We start from the raw sequence: 20,132 nt of genomic DNA, 5'->3' as shown, positions 1-20,132 counted from the left end.
GGCCGTGGGCCACCTCGCTCTGCGTTGTGCTGTCCCCCGCGATTGCGGCGCGGGGCTGTCTCCCACCCCGCCCTTTGCGGGGCTGCGCCCCGCACGCCCCCGGGGGCTGGCCGTGGGACACGTCGCTTTGCGCGTCGTACTACCCCTGCCCCGCCGGGGAGCGGGCGGTTGGTCAGAAGAAGGTGCGGATGTAGTCCGTGACTGTGCCGTTTTCCTCGGCCAGTGGGATGAGTTGCCACTTGTCGAAGGACGTGCACGGGTGGGACAGGCCCAAGCCGACCCAGTCGCCGACTTCGAGATCCGTGGCGTCGGCCGCGACCTTCACCCAGGTGTGCTGGTCCGACAGCGCCGTGACGGTGAGCCCGGCAGCGCGCCGCACCGAGCCGTCGCGGCCGGACCTCACGACCTGGACCTCGGGCAGGTCCAGGTCGTACGCGGCGTCCCGCTTGCCCGCGTTCAGGAATGCCTGGCCCGGCTCGGGCCGCGAGACGACCTGCGCCCAGAGGCGGAACGCCGCGTGCAGCGCGCCCTCCTCGGGCACCCTGTTGAAGGGCGTGATGTGGCGGTAGTGGCCGTCGTCGTGGGAGACGTACGCGCCGGACCGCAGCAGCTTCAGCACGGGCGCCGACAGCGGCGGGACCTTCGCGAACACGTCCGCCACCGCGTCGAACCACGCGCTGCCGCCCGCACTCAGCACGATCTCCTCGAGCCCCTCGAACCGGCCCGCCGCGTCGAATTCGGCGGTCAGGGTGACGAGCCGCTGCAGCCAGGCCGTCACCCGCGCGCTGTCGGCCTGCGGCACCTCGCCCTCGTACCCCGCGACGCCCACGAGCCGGAGTGTGGGGACGACGGCCACCACGTCGGCGACCGCAGCGCACTCGGCCTTCGTACGGGCGCCGGTGCGGGCACCTGGTCCCGCGCCCAGCTCGACGACCACATCGACCGGTCGCTGTGCGCCGCACGCGCTGAGCGCCTCGTGCATCATCTCGACACCGCGCACCGAGTCCACGTAACAGACGAAACGGAAGTCGGGGTCGGCATCCAGCTGCCCCGCCAGCCAGTGCAGCGCGGCCGCGTCCACCAACTCGTTGGCCAGGAAGATCCGCTGGATGCCGAACGCGCGGTAGACGCGGACCTGGGTCGGCACCGCCGCCGTGATGCCCCACGCACCGCGTGCGAGCTGTCGCTCGAACAGCTGCGGCGCCATGGAGGTCTTGCCGTGCGGCGCGAACTCCAGCCCGTGCTTGGCGGAATAGCCCTCCATCAGGGCGAGATTGTGCTCCAGGGCGTCCGCCGACAGGGTCAGCACCGGGGTGGTGAACCCACCGGTGAAGAGGTTCCGCCGCTCGGCGGCGAGCTCCCCGACGGTGAGCCCTTCCGCGTCCGGCGGGAGCGCCTTGAAGCGGTGGTCGACTCGCTCGTCGGCGAGTCGACCGATGGAGTTGCCGGCGGCCATGCGCGCCTCCTCGGAGGTGGGTTGCATTATCTGCAACACTCATTGCGTATATCGCTTGCTGCTGTCTAACATCCGCCCCAACGCCGGGTCAATGGCGAGCACCGCCCCTTCCGGCGGTGCGCATCTCCACCGTCCGCAGAGAGCACCGAGTGAGGAGCAGCAGGATCGTGACCGCGACCCGAAACGTCGACGTCGTCTGCCTGGGCGAGTCCATGGTCACGTTCCGTCCCGCGCGGCCGGGGCGACTCGCCGACGTGCCCACCTTCGAACGAGGGATCGGCGGTGCCGAGTCGAATGTCGCCTGTGCTCTCGCCTGCGCGGGGCACAGCACGCGCTGGCTCAGCCGGGTCGGTGCCGACGGCTTCGGCGAGCACCTGGTGGCGGCGATCGCCGCCCATGGCGTCGACACCGGCGCCATCCAGCGCGACACCGCCCGCCCCACCGGCATCTACTTCCGTACGGCGGGCGAGCGGGCGGTGTCCGCCGAGCGGATGCCCGAGCGGACGCCCAAGCCGGCGGGTGGCGCGACCGGCGCGGCGGGTGGCGCGACGACGGGCGGTGCGGCGGGTGGCGCGGCGGGTGAACTGGACGTCGCAGCCGACGTCGCGGCTGAAGCCGAGGCCGCTGGCGATGCCGCGGGCGGCATCTCGGGTGCGGCCGTGGCCGACGCGGCCGCCGAAGTCGTCTACTACCGCGCGGGTTCGGCGGCCTCGGCGATGTCCCCCGCCCTCGTGCCCCGGGAGCAGGCGTGGTCCGGCCGCATCCTGCACCTGAGCGGCATCACCGCGGCGCTCTCCGCGGAGTGCCTCGCCCTCATGCGCGACCTCACCACGCGCCGCCCCGGACGGCCCCTGGTCTCCTTCGACGTGAACTACCGCGTGGGCCTGTGGCAGGGTGCCGGCGGTCCCACCGTGCTCGCCGAACTGGCGCGCGGCAGCGACCTCGTCTTCGTCGGCGAGGACGAGGCCGAGGCCGCCTGGAACCTGCGCGGACCGGACGCCGTACGGGATGCCCTCCCCGAGCCCGAGGTCCTGGTGGTCAAGCAGGGCCACAAGGGCGCGACCGTGTACGCCCGCCAGGCGGAGGACGGCACCGACACCGTCACCTTCGAACCCGCCCTGAGGGTCGACGTCGTCGCCCACGTCGGAGCCGGTGACGCCTTCGCCGCCGGCTTCCTCTCCGGAACCCTGCGCGGCCTGCCCATGGCCGCGCGGCTGCGGCACGGCCACCTGATGGCCGCCGCCTCCCTCACCGTCCCCGGCGACCTCGGCACCCCGCCCACCAGGCGTCATGCCGACCGCCTGGCCGCTCTCGACGGCGTCCAGTGGGAGACACTGCGACTCGCCCCCGGCTGGACGACCGACGACGGGGCCCGACCCACACGGGTGGAGGTACGTACACCATGAGCCAGACCGTCGATCGTGCCCTGAGCATCCTGCCGCTGCTGGCAGAGGGCCCCGCCAACCTCGAACAGGTGGCCAAGCGGCTCGGCGTCCACAAGTCGACCGCCCTGCGCCTGCTGCGCACCCTGCACGAGCACGGCATCGTCTACCGCCAGCAGGACCAGCGCTACCGCCTCGGGGCCCGCCTGTTCGCCCTCGCCCAGCAAGCGGTCGAGAACATCGACGTCCGCGAGATCGCCCACCCCCACCTCGTCGAGCTCAACGAGAGGTGCGGGCACACCATCCACCTTGCGGTCTACGAGGAGAACGAAGTCCTCTACATCGACAAGGTCGAGAGCCGCTATCCGGTGCGGATGTACTCCCGGATCGGCAAGCCCGTCGCGATCACCGTCGCCGCCGTGGCCAAGCTGCTCCTCGCCGACCTGCCCGAGCCGGAGCGGCGCGCCGTCGCCGAGAAGCTCGACTACCCCATGTACACGGCCCGTTCGACGCCCAACGCCGCGGCCTTCCTCAAGGAGCTGGCGATCGTACGCGAACAGGGCTGGGCCACCGACCTCGGCGGCCACGAGGAGTCCATCAACTGCGTCGGCGCCCCCATCCGGGGTGCGGACGGGCGGGTCGTCGCCGCCTGCTCGGTCTCCGCGCCGAATGTGGTCGTCACCGGCGACGAACTCATCAAACTGCTCCCGCTGGTGCGTCGTACCGCCGACGCCATCAGCCGCGAGTACTCCGGCAAGACCCCGTAACCCCGGCACGACCCCGTAACCCCGGCAAGACCGCAAGGTCCCCTTGGAGGCAGCCTCATGAGCGACAGGCTCCGGAAGACCGCGATCACCCCGCCCACCCACACCACCCCGCCGGCCAAGTTCTCGCACGGCGTCAAGAAGGGCAGCATCCTGCAGGTCGCCGGGCAGGTCGGCTTCGGCCCCGGCGGTCCCGGAGTGGCGCCCGCCCCGGTCGGTCCCGGCCTGCGCGAGCAGACCCAGCAGACCCTGCGCAATGTCCAGGCGGTCCTCGAAGAGGGCGGTGCCACCTGGGAGGACGTGGTGATGATCCGCGTCTATCTCACCGACACGTCCCACTTCGCCGAATTCAACGGCATCTACAACGAGTACTTCGCCGACCTCAAAGAGGCCCCGGCGGCCCGTACGACCGTGTACGTGGGTCTGCCCGCCGGTCTGCTCGTCGAGATCGACGCACTGGCCGTCCTCGGCTGAGCGGCCGCAGCCGACGGGACACCACACCCGGAGCACCGACACCCCCGAACCCGCTCGACGAACTGAGTTCCTTGCCGTACCGAACCCCCCGCAGCGATTCCCCCTGCCCGACTGCGCTTTCCGGGGTGCGACACCACCGGCCGACGTCGCGCGGCCCGCCCCCCGGATCCCCCGACCCTGGAGCCCCGATGCTGATCGCCGCCTCGCCCACGCCCCCACCGCCACCACACACCGGCGGACTGCTCGCCCTGATACCCGGCACCGCCGGTCTGCTGACCGTCGCCGCCCTGGGCATCGCGCTCCTGCTCTTCCTGATCATCAAGGTCAGACTGCAGCCCTTCGTCGCCCTGCTCGCCGTCTCCATAGCCGTCGGCCTGGCCGCCGGTCTCTCCGTCACCGAACTCTTCGGCACCGTCCAGAAGTCGGACGCCGTGTCGCTGATCGAATCCGGGATGGGCGGGATCCTCGGCCATGTGGCGATCATCATCGGTCTTGGCACCATGCTCGGCGCGATCCTCGAGGTGTCCGGCGGTGCCGAGGTCCTCTCCAGTCGCCTGCTGAACCTCTTCGGCGAGAGGCGCGCCCCGCTCGCGGTGGGCCTCACCGGCCTGATCTTCGGCATCCCGGTCTTCTTCGACGTCGGCATCTTCGTCCTCGCGCCGATCGTGTACGCGGCCGCCAAGCGCAGCGGCAAGTCGATCGTGCTCTACGCGATGCCGCTGCTGGCCGGTCTGTCCATGACCCATGCGTTCCTGCCGCCGCACCCGGGCCCCGTCGCCGCCGCCGGCCTGCTGAAGGTGGACCTGGGCTGGGTCATCCTGATGGGCATCGTCGTCGGCATCCCGGCGGTGCTCGCCGCCTGGGCGTACGCCGCCTGGATCGGCAAGCGCCTGTTCGTCGCCGTGCCGCAGGACATGGTGGAGGCCGCCGAGGAGGCCAAGGCCACCGTGGCCGCCGAGCGGGCGGCCGCCGGGCGCACCGACCGGGAGGAGCCGGCGTCGCTCGGCACCGTCCTCACGATCATCGGCACGCCGCTGGCGCTGATCCTCGCCGCGACGTTCTCCTCCATCGCGCTGGACGAGTCGACGCTGCGCTCGGTCATCGAGTTCTTCGGCAACCCGTTCGTGGCGCTGACCATCGCGTTGCTGATGGCGTATTACCTGCTGGGCCTGCGGCGCGGCTGGTCCCGCACGTCCCTGGAGCGGGTGTCCACCGCCTCGCTCAAGCCGGTCGGCAACATTCTGCTGGTCGTCGGTGCGGGCGGGATCTTCGGCGCCGTCCTCAAGGGCAGCGGTGTCGCCCAGGCGCTCTCCGACACGTTCAGCGACGTCGGCCTGCCCGTCGTCGTCCTCGCCTATCTGATCTCGCTCGTGCTGCGAGTGGCCCAGGGCTCGGCGACCGTCGCCATCGTCACCACGGCGGGCATCGTGCTGCCGCTGGTCGAGGGCGGCGACCATTCGCAGGCCTTCCTGGCCCTGATCATCATGGCCATCTCGGCCGGCTCGATCTTCGCCTCGCACGTCAACGACGGCGGCTTCTGGATCGTCGCGAAGTACTTCGGCATCTCCGTGCGCGACACGCTGAAGTCCTGGACGGTGCTCGAGTCGGTGCTGTCGGTGGCGGGCTTCGTGGCCGCGGCGGCGCTCAGCCTGGTCGTCTAGCGCTCTCCTGACGCTTCAGCTCTGGCGGGCGCCACTGCCCTACGGAGCACCGCCGTACGGCACGCAGACAGGGCGCCCCGGGTATCGGATCCGGGGCGCCCTGTGCCGCGATCAATTGCTCGCTGCGATCAACTCTTGCAGTACTGCTCCTCCTTGCCGATGGAGCGGTACATGCAGTCGGAGTTCTCCAGCAACTGCAGTACGGCGTCCCGGTTGCGGCTCGTCTCCTTCTCGATCACCTCATCGGGCGGGTAGAAGCCGCCGCCTCCGAAGCCCTTCGGATACATCTCGAACGTGTAGCTGAAGATCTTCTCGGCGCCCCAGAGCCAGTCGTCGATCGACCCGTCCGTGATGTAGAGATCGCTGGCCTGCTCGGGCGTGTAGCCGTTGCTCGTCGCCATCTTCTTGCCGATGGCCACGAAGGCGTCGTGGTCGTCCTGCGTCAGCCCGGGCGCGGTGTCGTCCGTGGTGTACCCGTACGGCCAGAGCACCAGCTCGCTGTAGGTGTGGAAGTCGATGGCCGCCTTGATCTGCTGCTTGCCGCCGACGACCCGGCCGCGCACGAAGTCCGCGACGACCTTCACCTCGGGCGAGGACTCGGCGCGGGTGCCACGGTAGGTATCCGAACTCGGACTTCCTGAAGAGCCGCCGCAGCAGCCCCACTTGTAGTCCCAGTTGCGGTTCTCGTCGGTTCCGACGGCCGACGAGCCCGAGTTGGGCTGCCGGTTCTTGCGCCAGCTGCGGTAGGAGCCGGTGGCGATGTCGTACTCGCCGCCGTCCGGGTTGAGATCCGGGATGATCCAGATCTCCCGGCCGTTGACGGCGTTCGTGATCCGGGAGTCGCCGCCGTAGTCCTCACCGAACTCGCGCAGCAGATACAGGGCCATTTCGACGGTCAGGTGCTCGCGCGCGTGCTGGTGGTGGGTGAACAGCACCTCCGGCTCGGCCTCGTCCGTGCCCACATTGTCGCTGATCTTGACGGCGACGATGTCCCGGCCTTCGTGGGACTTGCCGATCACCTTCTTGCTCATGATGGTGGAGTACTTGGCGACCCGGTCGTCGATCTCCTTGGTCGCCTCGGCGTAGTTGTGATAGCCGGAGTCCCCGGGCGGGAAGTCCTTCGGCTTGACGGCCTGGCCGCTCAAACGGGCCGGGGGAGCGGCCAGGGCGTGCAGCTTGTGACCGATCTGCCGCAGTTGTTTCGCCTGCGCATCGGTGGCGGTGACCACGACCGAGTGATCGTGGGCCTCGTCGATGGAGACGCCGGTCGCGGCAATTGCCGTACGATGCGCCACGGTTGAGGGGCCGTGGATCTCGTACTGCTTCGACTGCTCTTCCGCGACCTTGGCGGGGGTGGGGGCGGGGTTCTCGGCCTTGGCCGTGAGGGGCGCTGCCAGGGCGAGCGCCAGTAGGGCGGCGAGGGCAGGGGCCCGTTTGCCGCGTATTCGGAGTCGCATGAAGTCTCCTGGGGGTTCCAGTGTGGGGGTGCTCATGGCGACGCATCTGGTGCGGGTGTTCGCCCCATGGTCGAGTCATGGCATGCAACGGTCAAGAGATGTCGGTTGTCCTGGAGCGCGAAGGGCATCCAGAATGCGCATGACAAAACTGAAAACCTTCCGTACGGAGGAGACCCCCCACATGAAGAAGCCCCTCGTCGGCGCAGTCGCCGTCGCCCTTCTGTCCGTTGGCCTGGCCCCCGCCACAGCGGTGGCCGCACCGGAGAAGGCGGTCAAGAAGGCGATCGACTTCGCCGGTACGGTCGCTCTCAGCAACTGCTCCGGATCGGTGGTGCGGACGCCCGACTCCAAGGACTCCGACCCCGCCCTCGTCATGTCCAACGGCCACTGTCTGGAGAGCGGCATGCCCGGCGCCGGCGAGGTCGTCGTCGACAAGCCGTCCAGCCGGACGTTCAGCCTGCTCAACTCGACCGGTAACAAGGTCGCCACGCTCCGCGCCACCAAGATCTCGTACGCGACGATGACCGACACGGACGTCTCGCTGTACGAACTGGACACCACCTACGCGCAGATAAAGTCCTCGTACGGCATCGGGGCCCTGGAGCTCTCGCCGGACCACCCCGTCAAGGGGACCGCGATCAAGGTCGTCTCCGGTTACTGGAAGCGCATCTACAGCTGCAACATCGACGGCTTCGCCTACCGGCTGCGCGAGGGCGAATGGACCTGGAAGGACTCGGTCCGCTACACCCCGTCCTGCAACACCATAGGGGGCACGTCCGGGTCGCCCGTCCTCGACACCGAGACCGGCAAGGTCGTCGCCGTGAACAACACCGGCAACGAAGACGGCGAGAAGTGCACGGTCAACAACCCCTGTGAGGTTGACGAGAACGGCACCGTCACGGTCCGCAAGGGCATCAACTACGCCCAGCAGACCTACGGGCTCACCAAGTGCGTCGGCATCGGGAACAAGATCGACCTTGAGCGCCCGGGGTGCACCCTGCCCAAGCCCAAGTCGTAGGCGATAGTCGCGTCACGCGTGGCGCGGCCGGCTGCGCGCCGGGGGCGGCACATCGGCCGTGCCACGCGGTGAGCACCACCACTGCACTCGCCGTATTGACCTGCAATTCATCCGAATGTGTTGGGTGAATTCAGCTTTTCGGCGCACTCGTCCGACAATGGCGGGGCTCTGGCCGGTCCGCGATCACCGGTCCGGACTCAATCTGCCCTTCTTGCCAGCGTTGGAGAAGCCGTTGCTCGGTCACATCATGCCCGCCTCGATGAAGCCGGACGTCCGGAGCTACGCGGTTCCGTCGCTCGGGTACGCGCTGTTCGCCACCCGCTGGCTTCAGGCACCTCTGTACTTCGGTCTGGTGGCCGCGCAAGGTGTGTACGTCTTCAAGTTCTTCAACGAGCTGGTGCACCTCGTCCATGAGGTCATCAGCGGCCACGCCAACGAGACCGACGTCATGCTCGCGGTCCTCAAACTCGTCGACGTGGTGATGATCGCCAACCTCCTGATCATGGTGATCGTCGGCGGATACGAGACCTTCGTCTCGCGCATCGGCCTGCAGGGGCACCGGGACCAGCCCGAATGGCTGTCGCACGTCAACTCCAACGTACTGAAGGTCAAGCTCGCCACCGCGATCGTGGGCATCTCCTCGGTCCATCTGCTGCAGATGTTCGTCGACGTCGATCACACCTCCCAGCACTCCCTGATGTGGGGAACCGTGATCCATATGGCGTTCATCGCCTCCGCGGCGATCCTCGCGTATATGTCGGGCCCCATGGAGGCGCGCGGTCACCAGGCGCACGGAAGCCCGGGACACCCCGCTGCGCATGCGTACGAGCCCGAGATCACCGCGCAGCCGTCCGCTCCCCAGGACAGCTCCGCGCAGTCGCCGGCCGGATGCCGCTGAACTCCAAGGCCGCGCCCACTCTTGTGCGGCGCCCTGCTGGGCAGTATCAATCCGCAGATCACTCCCCATCGTCACGGGGAACTTCAGGAAGACGAGTGCGGAGGCAGCCCATGGCGAAGACCAGTGAGACCGGCACCGGCGAGCTGACCACCGAGGCGCCCCGGAAATCGAGTTGGCGCTACATCGGGCCCGGCATCGTCGTGGCGGCGACCGGTGTGGGTGCCGGCGATCTCGTCGCGACGCTGATCGCGGGTAGCTCGTTCGGCTACACGCTGCTGTGGGCGGCGGTCATCGGATGCCTCGTGAAGATCTCCCTCGCCGAGGCGGCGGGCCGCTGGCATCTGGCCACCGGGCGTACGCTCTTCGACGGCTGGCGCAGCCTGGGCCCCTGGACCACGGTCTACTTCGCGGTCTACGTGGTGGTGTGGGGCTTCGTCTACGGGGCGACGGCCATGTCGTCCAGCGCGCTGCCGCTCGTGGCGCTCTTTCCGGACTTCCTCGGGCTCAAGACCTGGGCGGTCATCACGGGTCTGATCGGGCTGGTCTTCGTACTGGTTCAACCAGTACGCCGTCTTCGAGAAGGTCATGACGGTCCTGGTCGGCGTGATGTTCGTGGTGGTCGTGTACGTGGCCGTGCGGGTCGGGCCGGACGTCGGGGGCGCGATCGCGGGACTGGTGCCCGTGCTGCCGGACGGGTCGCTGCTGTACACCCTCGGCCTCATCGGCGGCGTCGGCGGGACGATCACCATGGCCGCGTACGGCTACTGGGTCAACGCCAAGGGCTGGACGAACAGCGGCTGGATGAAGGTCATGCGGCTCGACAACCGGGTCGCGTACATCACCACCGGCATCTTCGTCGTCGCGATGCTGATCGTCGGCGCCGAGCTGCTGCACGCCTCGCAGATCGCATTGACCAAGGGCGACAAGGGGCTGCTCGACCTCTCGGAGGTTCTGGAGAGCCGGTTCGACACGGGCACGGCCACGCTCTTCCTGATCGGCTTCTTCGCCACCTCCTTCACCTCGCTGATCGGTGTGTGGCACGGAGTGAGTCTGCTGTTCGCGGACTTCGTGGAGCAGTACCGCATGCGTCGTGCGGGAGCGGACGGGGCGGCGTCCACGGTCGAGGAGGTCGCAGCCGGCCAGGCCGAGAAGTCGCTGCCCTTCCGGGCGTATCTGCTGTGGCTGACCTTCCCGCCGATCAGCCTGCTCTTCCTGGACCAGCCCTTCGCACTCGTGGTCGTCTACGGCGTGCTCGGGGCCTTCTTCATGCCCTTCCTCGCGCTCACCCTCATCTGGCTGCTCAACTCGAGCCGCACGCCGCAGGAGTGGCGCAACGGCGTCGTCAGCAATGTGTTGCTGGCGGCGGCCGGGCTGCTCTTCATCGTGCTGTGCGTGCAGCAGGTGCGCGAACTTCCCTGGTAACCGAGCACATACAGGGGCGGGCCGGTACGCGTTGGCGTACCGGCCCACCCCGTTCCCTCATGCGGTGCCGGACGTTACGGCAGACCGTGGACGTGCGGGCCGACCGCCTTCGACCAGGCGTTGCCGTTCTTCGCGTCCCAGTTCGTGGACCAGGTCATGGCGCCACGGATGCCGGGGTACTTCTGCTTCGGCTTGAAGCTGCCGCAGCTGGTGCCCTTGGCGAGGCAGTCGAGGGCCGCGTTGACGACGCTGGGCTCGACATAGCCGGAGCCTGCGCCGCTGGTGGAGGCGGGGGTGCCGATGCCGACCTGCGACGGGTCGAGGCCGCCTTCGATTTGAATGCAGGCGAGGGCGGTGAGGAAGTCGACCGTGCCCTGCGAGTAGACCTTGCCGTCGCAGCCGTTCATCGAACCGCTGTTGTAGTACTGCATGTTGACGACCGTCAGGAAGTCCTTGATGGCCAGGGCCGTCTTGAAGTACTCGCGGTCCTTCGACTGCATGTCGATGGTCTGCGGGGCCATCGTCACCACGACGTTGGGCTTCTTGGCGTGGATGTCCTTCAGCGCCTGCGTCATGTACGTGGAGTTGAGGCCGTTCTCCAGGTCGATGTCGACACCGTCGAAGCCGTACTTGTTCATCAGCATGACGATGGAGTCGGCGAAGTTCTTGGCGGACGCGCCGTCGCTCACCGACACCGAGCCCTTCTCGCCGCCGACCGAGATGATGACCGACTTGCCCGCGGACTGCTTGGCCTTGATGTCGTTCTTGAACTCGCCCTCCGACTGGTATCCGACCGCCGGGTCGAGCTTGAAGTCGACCTCTCCGGGCTTGCCCGTGGCGTCGGCGAAGGCGACCGCGATGATGTCGTACTCGTCCTGGACATCCTTGATCTTCTGCACGGTGGCGCCGTTGTTGAAGTTCTGCCAGTAGCCCGTGACCGCGTGCTTGGGGACGGCGTTGGGGGCGGGCTTCTCAGCGGCCTTCTCTTCCGAGGCGTTGGCGCTGCCGAGGCCGATGAGTCCGGCGGCGAGCCCGGCGATCGCGAGCCCGCCGATCATGGCCCGCGACTTTCGGGACATGCGGTGTCGTGGACGTTCCACGAGGTCCTCCGGTAGTGGGGGGAGTGGGACTGTTTCGTGTGAACGCTGGGCCCGGCGTTGTTGCCGTACAACGTGGTTCAGACCAATGCTCTTGTCAACCCCCGTCGAGAATCTCGGATGCCCGCACGGAACGCGGCAGCGCCGCCGCGGGAGCGGCGGCGCTGCGTCGGCGGTGCGGTTTACGGAAGGGCGTGCACGTGCGGGCCGACCTTGTTCGACCAGGCGTTGCCGTTCAGCGCGTCCCAGTTCGTCGACCAGGTCATCGCGCCCCGGATGCCCGGGTAGGTCTTGCTCGGCTTGAACGAGCCGCAGTTGGTGCCGCGGGCCAGACAGTCCAGAGCGTTGGTGACCACGGACGGGTCCACGTAGCCGCTGCCCGCGCCACGGGTCGAGGCAGGCGTGCCGAGGCCCACCTGGCCGGGGGCCAGACCGCCTTCGAGCTGGATGCAGGCGAGGGCGGTGAGGAAGTCCACCGAGCCCTGGCTGTAGACCTTGCTGTCGCAGCCCAGCATGGAGCCGCTGTTGTAGTACTGCATGTTGACGACAGTCAGGATGTCCTTGATGTTGAGCGCCGTCTTGAAGTACTCGTTCGACGTCGACTGCATGTCGATCGTCTGCGGTGCCATCGTGATGACCAGCTTCGAACCGGCCTTCTGCGAGAGCGAGCGGAGGGCCTGGGTCATGTAGGTGGAGTTGAGGCCGTTCTCCAGGTCGATGTCGACGCCGTCGAAGCCGTACTCCTGCATCACCGCGTACACGCTGTTCGCGAAGTTGGTGGCCGAGGCGGAGTCGTTGACGGAGACGGTGCCCTTCTCGCCGCCGACCGAGATGATGACCGACTTGCCCGCGGCCTGCTTGGCCTTGATGTCGGCCTTGAACTGGTCGACGGTGTAGCCGCCGAGCCCAGCCGAGTCGAGGTTGAAGGTCACCGCGCCGGGCGTCCCGGTCGCGTCGGCGAAGGCGACGGCGATGATGTCGTACTGGTTCTGTACGTCGCTGATCTTCTGGATCGTCGCGCCGTTGTTGAAGTTCTGCCAGTAGCCGGTCACGGCGTGCTTGGGCACGGTGCCCCCGCCGGTGTCCCCCGAGGGCTTCGTCGTGCCGGTCACGGCCCCGGACTTGGCCGACTCGCCGGCCCCGTTGGTGGCCGAGACCTGGAACTGGTACGAGGTGGAGGGCGAGAGCCCGCTCACGGTCGCGGACGTACCGCTGACCGCCTGGACCTTGGTGCCGTCGCGGTAGACGTTGTAGCCGGTCGCGCCGGAGACGGTGTTCCAGGCGAGGGAGACGGAGTCCGAGGTCGTGGACGGGACCGTCAGTCCGCCGGGCGTGCCCGGCACCTGCTCACCCGGGTCGCCGGGGTCGCTGCCGCCCGGCCCCATGAGGTTGACGTCATCCACGTGGTACGCGGGCTGGGCGTACCACCCGTGGGTGTAGATCGTCACGGAGGTGGTGTTCGCCCCGGTCTTGAAGCTGGTCCGCAGCTCCTGCCAGGAGGTGGCGGACGGCGTCCAGGTGGACACGTCCGTCGTCCCGGTGCCGCTCGCGCCGAGATACACGTACGAGCCCTGCACCCAGGCGCTCAGCGTGTAGTCGGAGTTCGGCTGGACGGTGACGGTCTGCGAACACTTGGCGTGGTCGGAGCCGGTCGGCGTCGCCTTGAGCGCAGCCGAGCCGCTGCGGACGGGGCTGCTGACCGTCGTACCGCTCTCTCCCGAGCAGGTCCAACTGCTCAGCCCGGACTCGAAGCCGGGGTTCTTGGCGATGTTCACGTCGGCTGCCTGTGCGGAGCCGCCGGTGACGGCGATTCCGCCGACGGCCAGGGCGGCCGTGGCCGCTGCGGCGAGGGCCATGGTGGCCCTGCGTCTCCATCTCTTGTGCGTTTCTCGAGCCACAACTGTCTCCAAAATGAGCGGGGGTGGGAGGTTCGGGGAGCTTGCGTGACGGTGACCACACGTGTGGCGATACAAACTGGTCCAGACCAATAGGGTTGTCAAGACCTGTGGTACCCCGCGGGGGAGTAGTGGGAGCCGGCCTGCTCGGGACCGGTGTGGGCGACGGTGCGCCGGGGTAGATCTGGCCCCGGACCGGGGGGCGGAGATCAACTCAAACCTCTGTGAAGATACTGGAAATTCAACGCGAAACGATCAACGAATCCGGGGTGTTCTGGCCGCGCTTGTCTGGTTTCGGCCGGGCGGAGACAGGGTGGGGACGGTCGCTGACTTCAGGCGAGTGTTCTCTGTCGCCTAAGGCGCAGATAAGCTGCTGAGCGACAGAGAGCGAGCAGAGCGTTACTGCAGGAGAGATCGGTGATCACCGGGTCCGCCCCGGAGGTGCAGTGAAACGGGGAACGTCACATGTCCACCGTGTTAGCAGTCACTAGTCGGGATCTGGTGCTTCCGCCGCGCGACCCGTACACGCCCACCGCGGTCGTGGTCCACCCGCCGGACAAGCAGACGCTCGATGCCGCCCTGGTCGACATGAACCTGCTTCTCGAGCAGCACGGCTACGTCATCGTGCTGTACCCGTCGACGATCCCGACGCCGTTCGCCCGCCGTCTGCACACCATACGGTCCGTGCTGGAGAGCGACCGGATCGCGCTCCTCGAGCTGGACTTACCGCCGCTCGCCGTAGCCGTACTCGCCCGGCAACTGCGCCAGCTCTCGCTCAGTGACCTCAGCCCCGGCGTCCTGGGCTCCGCGACGCGGCTGCTGCCGTACTACCTTCACGCGGGGGCGTTGCTCAACTCCGTCGCCAAGCTCGACCGGGTCGCCGTCAGTCTGAAATCCCACGTCAAGTCCTGGATTCCGGGCGCCCAGTTCGGCGTGCTGGCGAGCCCGGCCCCGCAGCTGATCACGATGGGCGCGGACGAGGTCCTCAAGGGCCCGGGCTTCGCCACCCACCTCACGCTGGCGAACGGCCAGCTGCAGTCCGACTGGGTCACCGGCTCGCTCGCACGGCAGTGGAGCGTCCAGGGAGTCGAGGAAGTCCCGCTGCCGTCCGAGTCGTCGCGCTGGTGGGGCACCTCGAAGCTGATCGAGTTCGCCGCCGCGATTCCCGACCCGATGGTGCTGTACCAACTGGTCACCTCGGTACGACGCGAGAGCTGCCACTGGTGCGGGCTGGAGTTCCTGGGGGCCCAATGCGCCTTCTGCTCGGCCCCGTTGGCGCAGCCCGAGAACCACGGCGGATCCGGTGGTGTCCTGAATCAGCAAGAGGCGCCCGTCTCCGGTCCGTCACGGTGACGCCCGTGCGAGCACCCCTGCAGGACGGTTCTGTGCCGTCGTCCCCGCTCCGCGTGAACCAAGCCGCTCCACCTCAACTGTCAGCAAGGACCACGTCCCTGAACGAGGAATGTCCCTGATGAACTCACGCCAGCGCCGCGGCGTCATCCTTCTGCTTCTGTCGGTCCTGTGCGCCTTCGGCGTTTTCGCCGGTGTGCTGTCGGTGATCAGCGACGTGAATTCGAAGGTCGGCCCCGAGACCACGGCCTACCGCCTCAAGGAGGACGTGCCGCCGTACCAGGCGCTGGATGCCGGGCAGTTCGAGAAGATATCCATGCCGAAGCGCTGGCTCTCGGCGACCGCGGTGACGGACCTCGACGAGGTGGCCGGAAAGATCGCCGTGACCTCGCTGCGCAAGGGCTCGCTGCTGCAGAGCGACATGATCGTCAAGCGCCCCGAACTCAAGCCGGGTCAGCAGGAGATCGCCATCATGATCGACGCCGCGACCGGCGTCGCGGGCAAGATCACCCCCGGGTCCACCGTCAACATCTACGCCACCTTCGACGGCCAGGAGCAGGGCGACCCCGCCGTGTCGAAGCTCATCGTGGCGAACGCCAACGTCATCGACGTCGGTCGGCTGACCGCCCTGGAGCCCTCGGACGAGGACAAGGACCGGCTCTCCGAGGCCGTGCCGATCACCTTCGCGCTGAACACCCTCGACGCGCAGCGCGTCGCGTATGCGGAGTCTTTCGCCTCCCACGTGCGTCTCGCTCTCGTCGCGCCGGGCAGCGACACCACGCTCCGCCCGGGCGAACGCACCTACTCCCTCGCCAGGGACAAGTGAGGTTGGGATGACCACCAGAATCCTCCCGGCTGTCGGTGATCCCGATGCCGCCCGCTCCATCACCACGCTGCTCAGCCAGCTTCCCGACGCGGAGCCGGCCGCGCCGGTGGCCGACTCGACGGCACTCATCGACACGCTGGCGCAGCAGGCCAACGAGTCGATCGACGAGCTGCCCGAGGTCGTGCTGGTCCACGAGCGGATCGGGCCGGTCCCAGCCCTTGAGCTGATCCGGGAGGTGGCTCTCCGCTTTCCGGCGGTCGGGGTCGTACTGGTCACTGCGGATGCCGGCCCCGGGCTGTTCTCGGCTGCCATGGACTCGGGTGCGCGCGGTCTGATCGCGTTCCCGCTCAGCTACGAGGACCTGGAGACCCGGGTCCAGGCCGCGGCGGCCTGGTCGGTCGGCGTCCGCCGCCATCTCGGCGTGGGCGCGGACGTCTTCTCCGGTCCCGGCGGCACCGTCGTCACCGTCACCGGAGGGAAGGGCGGTGTCGGCACCACGCTCGCCTCGGTCCAGCTGGCACTCGCCGCCCGGGCCTCGGGCCAGAACGTCGCGCTCGTCGACATGGACCTCCAGGCCGGCGACATCGCGTCCTACCTGGACGTCCAGTTCCGGCGCTCGATCGTCGACCTCGCGGACATCCAGGATGTTTCACCGCGTGTTCTGCAGGACGTGATCTTCCCTCACCCCACCGGCATGGGGCTGCTGCTCGCGCCGGCTGAGGGCGAACGCGGCGAGCAGGTCAGCGACCGGACCGCGCGGCAGATCGTCAGTGCACTGCGGCAGCGCTACCAGGTCGTCGTCATCGACTGCGGTGCCCAGCTGACCGCGGCCAACGCCACAGCCATCGAGATGGCGGACCTGGCGCTGCTGGTGACGACGCCCGATGTGATCGCGGTTCGAGGTGCGAAGCGCACCGTGAGGTTGTGGGACCGGCTGCAGATCCGTAAGGCGGAGGAGACCGTCACGGTCGTCAACCGCAACACCCGCAATACGGAGATCCAGCCGCCGCTGATCGAGCGGATCACCGGCACCCGGGTGGCACGCGTCACCGTTCCCTCGAACTTCAAGGAACTGCAGGGCGTGCTGGACGCCGGACGTATGCAGGATCTGGACAGCAAGAGCACGGTCAAGCAGGCGCTGTGGGGACTGGCCGGGGAGCTCGGCCTCGTGAAGGGCGCCGTGAACGAGGGCAAGGGCGGCAAGCTCTCCGGCGACCGCGGCTCGATCGTCTTCGCGCGCAGGAACCGGGGCGCTGGCGGGGACAAGGCGAGGGACGACAACAGGGGGACGGGGCAATGAGAGCCCAACCGCTCGGGGGAGACCGGGGGCAGGTGGCGGTCGAGTTCGTCGGCATGCTGCCGGTCATCCTCGCCACGGTCATCATGGTCTGGCAGGCCGTGCTTCTCGGCTACACCTACACCCTCGCGGGAAACGCCGCCGACCAGGCGGCCCACGAGGCGGCCAAGGTGCCCTACTGGCAGCGGGCGTCCGAGTGCGAGCAGGCGGCGCGCCACGGCCTCGCGGACCCGGACTGGCAGAACAGCGGTTTCACGGCCGGCTGCGACACGGCGAACGGCCTGGTCACAGCAACCGTGGACGTCCCCGTCCCGGTGCTCTTCCCCGGTTTCGTCAATTTCCCATTCTCAGTGACCGGCGATGCCGGTTCGCCAGTGGAGGACTGATCCCATGGTCGGGGGTGTAGCGCACGGCGGGCGCAGTCGGTTCCGGTGTGGGTCGGATCGGGGCCAGACGGCCGTCGAGTTCATTGGGTTCCTTCCGTTTCTGATCCTGATCGGGATGGTGGTGATCCAGCTCGGCATCGCCGCGTACGCCATCCAGCAGTCCGGGACGGCGGCGCGCACAGCGGCTCGTATCGCATCCCATGACCACGCCGGTGACGGGGCGGCAGCCGGAAAGGCGGCGATCAGCGACTGGCTCGCCGGTGGCACGGACATCACCATCGGCGTCGGCGACCACTACGACGAGGTGAAGGCCACCGCCGAGGTCAGGGTCCCGTCGATCATTCCGGGTCTCGACTTCGACCCGGTGCAACGTTCGTCGATCATGCCGCGCGACTGAACCACGAACGGTCGCGACCGAACCACCCGGCACCATCAAGGAGTTATGGACATGAGCCTTCTGGAGCGCAGAGGCGTCCCCGAAGAGAACGGCGGGAACCGTGAAGACGGCCACCTCGTCGCCACCTATCGGGCGAAGCTGCTTCAGGAGATCGACCTCGCGGAGATGTCCGCGCTCGCCGCGGCAGAGCGCCGGGCCCGCCTGGAACGGGTCCTGGGACACATCATCAGCCGCGAGGGTCCCGTACTCTCCACGGTCGAGCGCGCCCAGCTGATCCGGCGCGTCGTTGACGAGGCACTCGGCCTGGGCATCCTCGAACCGCTGCTGGAGGACGCGTCCGTCTCCGAAATCATGGTGAACGGACCGGACCAGATCTTCGTCGAGCGCGGTGGCCGGGTGGAGCGCCTCGCGCTGCGATTCGCCTCCAACGAGCAGCTCATGCAGACCATCGAACGCATCGTCTCGACCGTCAACCGCCGGGTGGACGAGGCGAATCCGATGGTCGATGCCCGGCTCCCCAGCGGTGAGCGGGTCAACGTGATCATCCCTCCGCTGTCGCTCACCGGCGCGATCCTCACCATCCGGCGCTTCCCCCGCGCCTTCACCCTCCGCGAGATGATCGACCTCGGTTCGCTCGACGAGCAGATGCTCGTCCTGCTCTCCGGACTCGTCCAGGCCAAGATGAACATCGTCGTCTCGGGAGCCACCGGCACCGGGAAGACCACCCTGCTCAATGCCTTGTCCGGCCTGATCCCCGAGGGCGAGCGGATCATCACCATCGAGGACTCGGCCGAGCTCCAGCTTCAGCAGTCCCACGTCATCCGCTTGGAGAGCCGTCCCCCGAACGTCGAGGGCAAGGGCCAGATCACCATCCGCGAACTGGTCCGCAACTCGCTGCGGATGCGGCCCGACCGGATCATCGTCGGTGAGGTCCGTGGCGGCGAGACACTCGACATGCTCCAGGCCATGTCCACCGGTCACGACGGCTCGTTGGCCACCGTCCACGCCAACAGTGCCGAGGACGCACTGATGCGTCTGCAGACCCTCGCTTCCATGTCCGAGGTGGAAGTCCCCTTCGAAGCGCTGCAGGACCAGATCAGCACCGCGGTGAACGTCATCGTCCAGCTCACCCGGCACGCCGACGGATCCCGAAGGATCACCGAGATCGCGATTCTCGACTCACCCGACCGTGACGCCTTCAAGATCGTTTCAGTCTGCCGCTTCCTCGCCCAGCCCATGGCGGACGACGGCAAGGTCCACGGCCACTTCGAGTACTACCCGATCCCCCGCCGCATCGCCGACCGCATGTATATGGCGAGCCAGCCCATTCCGCCTGCCTTCGGCGTCGCCACGTCCGATGAACAGCTCACCACCCGAGAAGCCAAGTAGCTCGTAGGGAGCCAGACATGGAGAATCTCGCTCCGCTGACCTTGGGCGTCACGCTGCTCTGCTGCGTACTCGGCGTCGCGGGCATTCATGTGTATGCGTCGGGCAAGGCCCAGCGTGAAGCCCTCGTTCACCGGCTGTCGTCGACCCAGCAGATACCCACGGTCGGCCGCCAACGCCGATTCCGCGGTGTGGACCGCAGGCTGAAGAGCACCGGACTCGGGAAGAAGATCGAAATCAGGCTCGCGGCCACCGGCCTCGATCTCACCCTCGGCGAGTTCTTCGTCTACATGGTCGCCACCATCGCGGGGTTCTGGCTGATCGCCAGCTGGCTGCTGGCCTCGTTCTTCGGACCGATCGCCGCGCTGATCGCCCTGTGGTCGGCCTTCGCATTCCTCAACTGGCAGCGGCAGAAGCGGATCGAGAAATTCATCAATCAGCTTCCCGACCTCTCCCGCCTGCTCGCCAACGCCACTCAGGCCGGCCTCGCCCTCCGTATGGCCCTCACCATGGCAGCCGAGGAGCTCGAAGAGCCGGCGGGCGAGGAACTGGCCAAGGTCGCCAACGCTGTCGCCGTCGGGCACAGCCTGGAGGACGCCCTCAACGAACTGGCCGAACGCCTGCCCTCGCGTGAGCTGGTCGTCCTCGTCACCACCCTCATCCTCGCCAACCGCTCCGGCGGCAAGATCGTCAGCTCGCTGCGCAACCTCACCGAGACCCTGGAGGAGCGCAAGGAGACCCGGCGCGAGGTCCGCACCCAGCTGTCCCAGGTGACCATGACCGCCTACATCGTTCCGGCCATGGGCCTCGGCTGCCTGTTGTTCATCGACAACCTGTACACCGGGGCGCTCGACAAGGTCACCAGTTCCACGGTGGGACAGCTGGCCATCCTCTTGTCCCTGGGCCTCTACACCCTCGGGTTCTTCCTCGTCCGCCGTCTGGCCAAGATCGAAGTCTGAGAGAGAG

The 20,132-nt window shown here is 68.0% G+C and carries 17 protein-coding genes and 1 pseudogene; 14 read left to right on the top strand and 4 right to left on the bottom strand.

The genetic code is table 11. The annotated features are described in order from the left end of the window. Positions 1-172 precede the first annotated feature (172 nt). Positions 173-1,456: an alanine racemase gene (locus ACTWQI_RS25190; RefSeq protein WP_443273992.1), complete on the bottom strand. Its 1,284-nt coding sequence runs from the start codon at positions 1,454-1,456 to the stop codon at positions 173-175. Between the two features lie 212 nt (positions 1,457-1,668). On the opposite strand from ACTWQI_RS25190, the gene ACTWQI_RS25185 reads away from it, so the two are divergent. The 4 genes from ACTWQI_RS25185 to ACTWQI_RS25170 all read left to right on the top strand — a co-directional run bounded on the left by ACTWQI_RS25185 (position 1,669) and on the right by ACTWQI_RS25170 (position 5,737). After that, positions 1,669-2,862 (top strand): sugar kinase, encoded by a 1,194-nt coding sequence (locus ACTWQI_RS25185; protein WP_443274007.1) that lies wholly within the window; start codon positions 1,669-1,671, stop codon positions 2,860-2,862. Then, positions 2,859-3,605 (top strand): IclR family transcriptional regulator, encoded by a 747-nt coding sequence (locus ACTWQI_RS25180; protein ID WP_443273990.1) that lies wholly within the window; start codon positions 2,859-2,861, stop codon positions 3,603-3,605. Before ACTWQI_RS25185 ends, ACTWQI_RS25180 begins: the two co-directional genes overlap by 4 nt. Before the next feature lie 57 nt (positions 3,606-3,662). After that, complete coding sequence (locus ACTWQI_RS25175; RefSeq protein WP_443273988.1) at positions 3,663-4,076, top strand: RidA family protein; 414 nt, start codon at positions 3,663-3,665, stop codon at positions 4,074-4,076. Between the two features lie 188 nt (positions 4,077-4,264). After that, a complete protein-coding gene (locus tag ACTWQI_RS25170; protein WP_443273986.1) occupies positions 4,265-5,737 on the top strand; it encodes a GntP family permease in 1,473 nt (490 codons plus the stop codon). A gap of 128 nt (positions 5,738-5,865) precedes the next feature. Here the strand turns inward: ACTWQI_RS25170 and ACTWQI_RS25165 are convergent, their stop codons facing one another. Then, on the bottom strand, positions 5,866-7,194 hold the full coding sequence (locus ACTWQI_RS25165; protein WP_443273984.1) for a M14 family metallopeptidase: 1,329 nt from the start codon (positions 7,192-7,194) through the stop codon (positions 5,866-5,868). A 181-nt stretch (positions 7,195-7,375) separates the two neighbouring features. Here ACTWQI_RS25165 and ACTWQI_RS25160 point away from each other — a divergent pair, with 181 nt between their 5' ends. The 3 genes and pseudogenes from ACTWQI_RS25160 (at position 7,376) to ACTWQI_RS25150 (ending at position 10,532) form a co-directional block, all read left to right on the top strand. Then, positions 7,376-8,212, top strand: coding sequence for a S1 family peptidase (locus tag ACTWQI_RS25160; RefSeq protein WP_443273982.1), 837 nt, complete (start codon positions 7,376-7,378; stop codon positions 8,210-8,212). Positions 8,213-8,423: 211 nt separating this feature from the next. Continuing rightward, a complete protein-coding gene (locus ACTWQI_RS25155; RefSeq protein ID WP_443273980.1) occupies positions 8,424-9,110 on the top strand; it encodes a TIGR00645 family protein in 687 nt (228 codons plus the stop codon). Between the two features lie 110 nt (positions 9,111-9,220). Beyond that, positions 9,221-10,532, top strand: a pseudogene (locus ACTWQI_RS25150) (Nramp family divalent metal transporter). A 74-nt stretch (positions 10,533-10,606) separates the two neighbouring features. Here ACTWQI_RS25150 and ACTWQI_RS25145 read toward each other — a convergent pair. Next, positions 10,607-11,611, bottom strand: a complete 1,005-nt coding sequence (locus ACTWQI_RS25145; RefSeq protein ID WP_443273979.1) for a chitinase — start codon at positions 11,609-11,611, stop codon at positions 10,607-10,609. Positions 11,612-11,811: 200 nt separating this feature from the next. Next, on the bottom strand, positions 11,812-13,485 hold the full coding sequence (locus ACTWQI_RS25140) for a chitinase (RefSeq protein ID WP_443273978.1): 1,674 nt from the start codon (positions 13,483-13,485) through the stop codon (positions 11,812-11,814). Between the two features lie 504 nt (positions 13,486-13,989). On the opposite strand from ACTWQI_RS25140, the gene ACTWQI_RS25135 reads away from it, so the two are divergent. From ACTWQI_RS25135 to ACTWQI_RS25105, 7 genes are all read left to right on the top strand, one after another. Next, positions 13,990-14,877: a hypothetical protein gene (locus tag ACTWQI_RS25135; protein WP_443273976.1), complete on the top strand. Its 888-nt coding sequence runs from the start codon at positions 13,990-13,992 to the stop codon at positions 14,875-14,877. Between the two features lie 118 nt (positions 14,878-14,995). Continuing rightward, a complete protein-coding gene (gene cpaB, locus ACTWQI_RS25130) occupies positions 14,996-15,700 on the top strand; it encodes a Flp pilus assembly protein CpaB (RefSeq protein WP_443273974.1) in 705 nt (234 codons plus the stop codon). A 7-nt stretch (positions 15,701-15,707) separates the two neighbouring features. Next, positions 15,708-17,000 carry an AAA family ATPase gene (locus ACTWQI_RS25125; RefSeq protein ID WP_443273972.1) on the top strand — a complete coding sequence of 431 codons (1,293 nt, stop codon included), beginning with the start codon at positions 15,708-15,710 and terminating at the stop codon, positions 16,998-17,000. Further along, positions 16,997-17,383 carry a TadE/TadG family type IV pilus assembly protein gene (locus tag ACTWQI_RS25120; RefSeq protein WP_443273971.1) on the top strand — a complete coding sequence of 129 codons (387 nt, stop codon included), beginning with the start codon at positions 16,997-16,999 and terminating at the stop codon, positions 17,381-17,383. The genes ACTWQI_RS25125 and ACTWQI_RS25120 overlap by 4 nt, the downstream gene beginning before the upstream one ends. Next, complete coding sequence (locus tag ACTWQI_RS25115) at positions 17,358-17,780, top strand: TadE family protein (protein WP_443273969.1); 423 nt, start codon at positions 17,358-17,360, stop codon at positions 17,778-17,780. Before ACTWQI_RS25120 ends, ACTWQI_RS25115 begins: the two co-directional genes overlap by 26 nt. Positions 17,781-17,831: 51 nt before the next feature. After that, positions 17,832-19,169, top strand: coding sequence for a CpaF family protein (locus ACTWQI_RS25110; RefSeq protein WP_443273968.1), 1,338 nt, complete (start codon positions 17,832-17,834; stop codon positions 19,167-19,169). A 17-nt stretch (positions 19,170-19,186) separates the two neighbouring features. Then, entirely contained in the window at positions 19,187-20,125 is a 939-nt protein-coding gene (locus ACTWQI_RS25105; protein WP_443273966.1) for a type II secretion system F family protein, read from the top strand. Positions 20,126-20,132 lie beyond the last annotated feature (7 nt).

Origin of the sequence: Streptomyces sp. KR80 (assembly GCF_052245555.1) — a bacterium.
Classification (GTDB): domain Bacteria; phylum Actinomycetota; class Actinomycetes; order Streptomycetales; family Streptomycetaceae; genus Streptomyces.
This window is presented reverse-complemented; position numbering and strand designations above follow the sequence as displayed.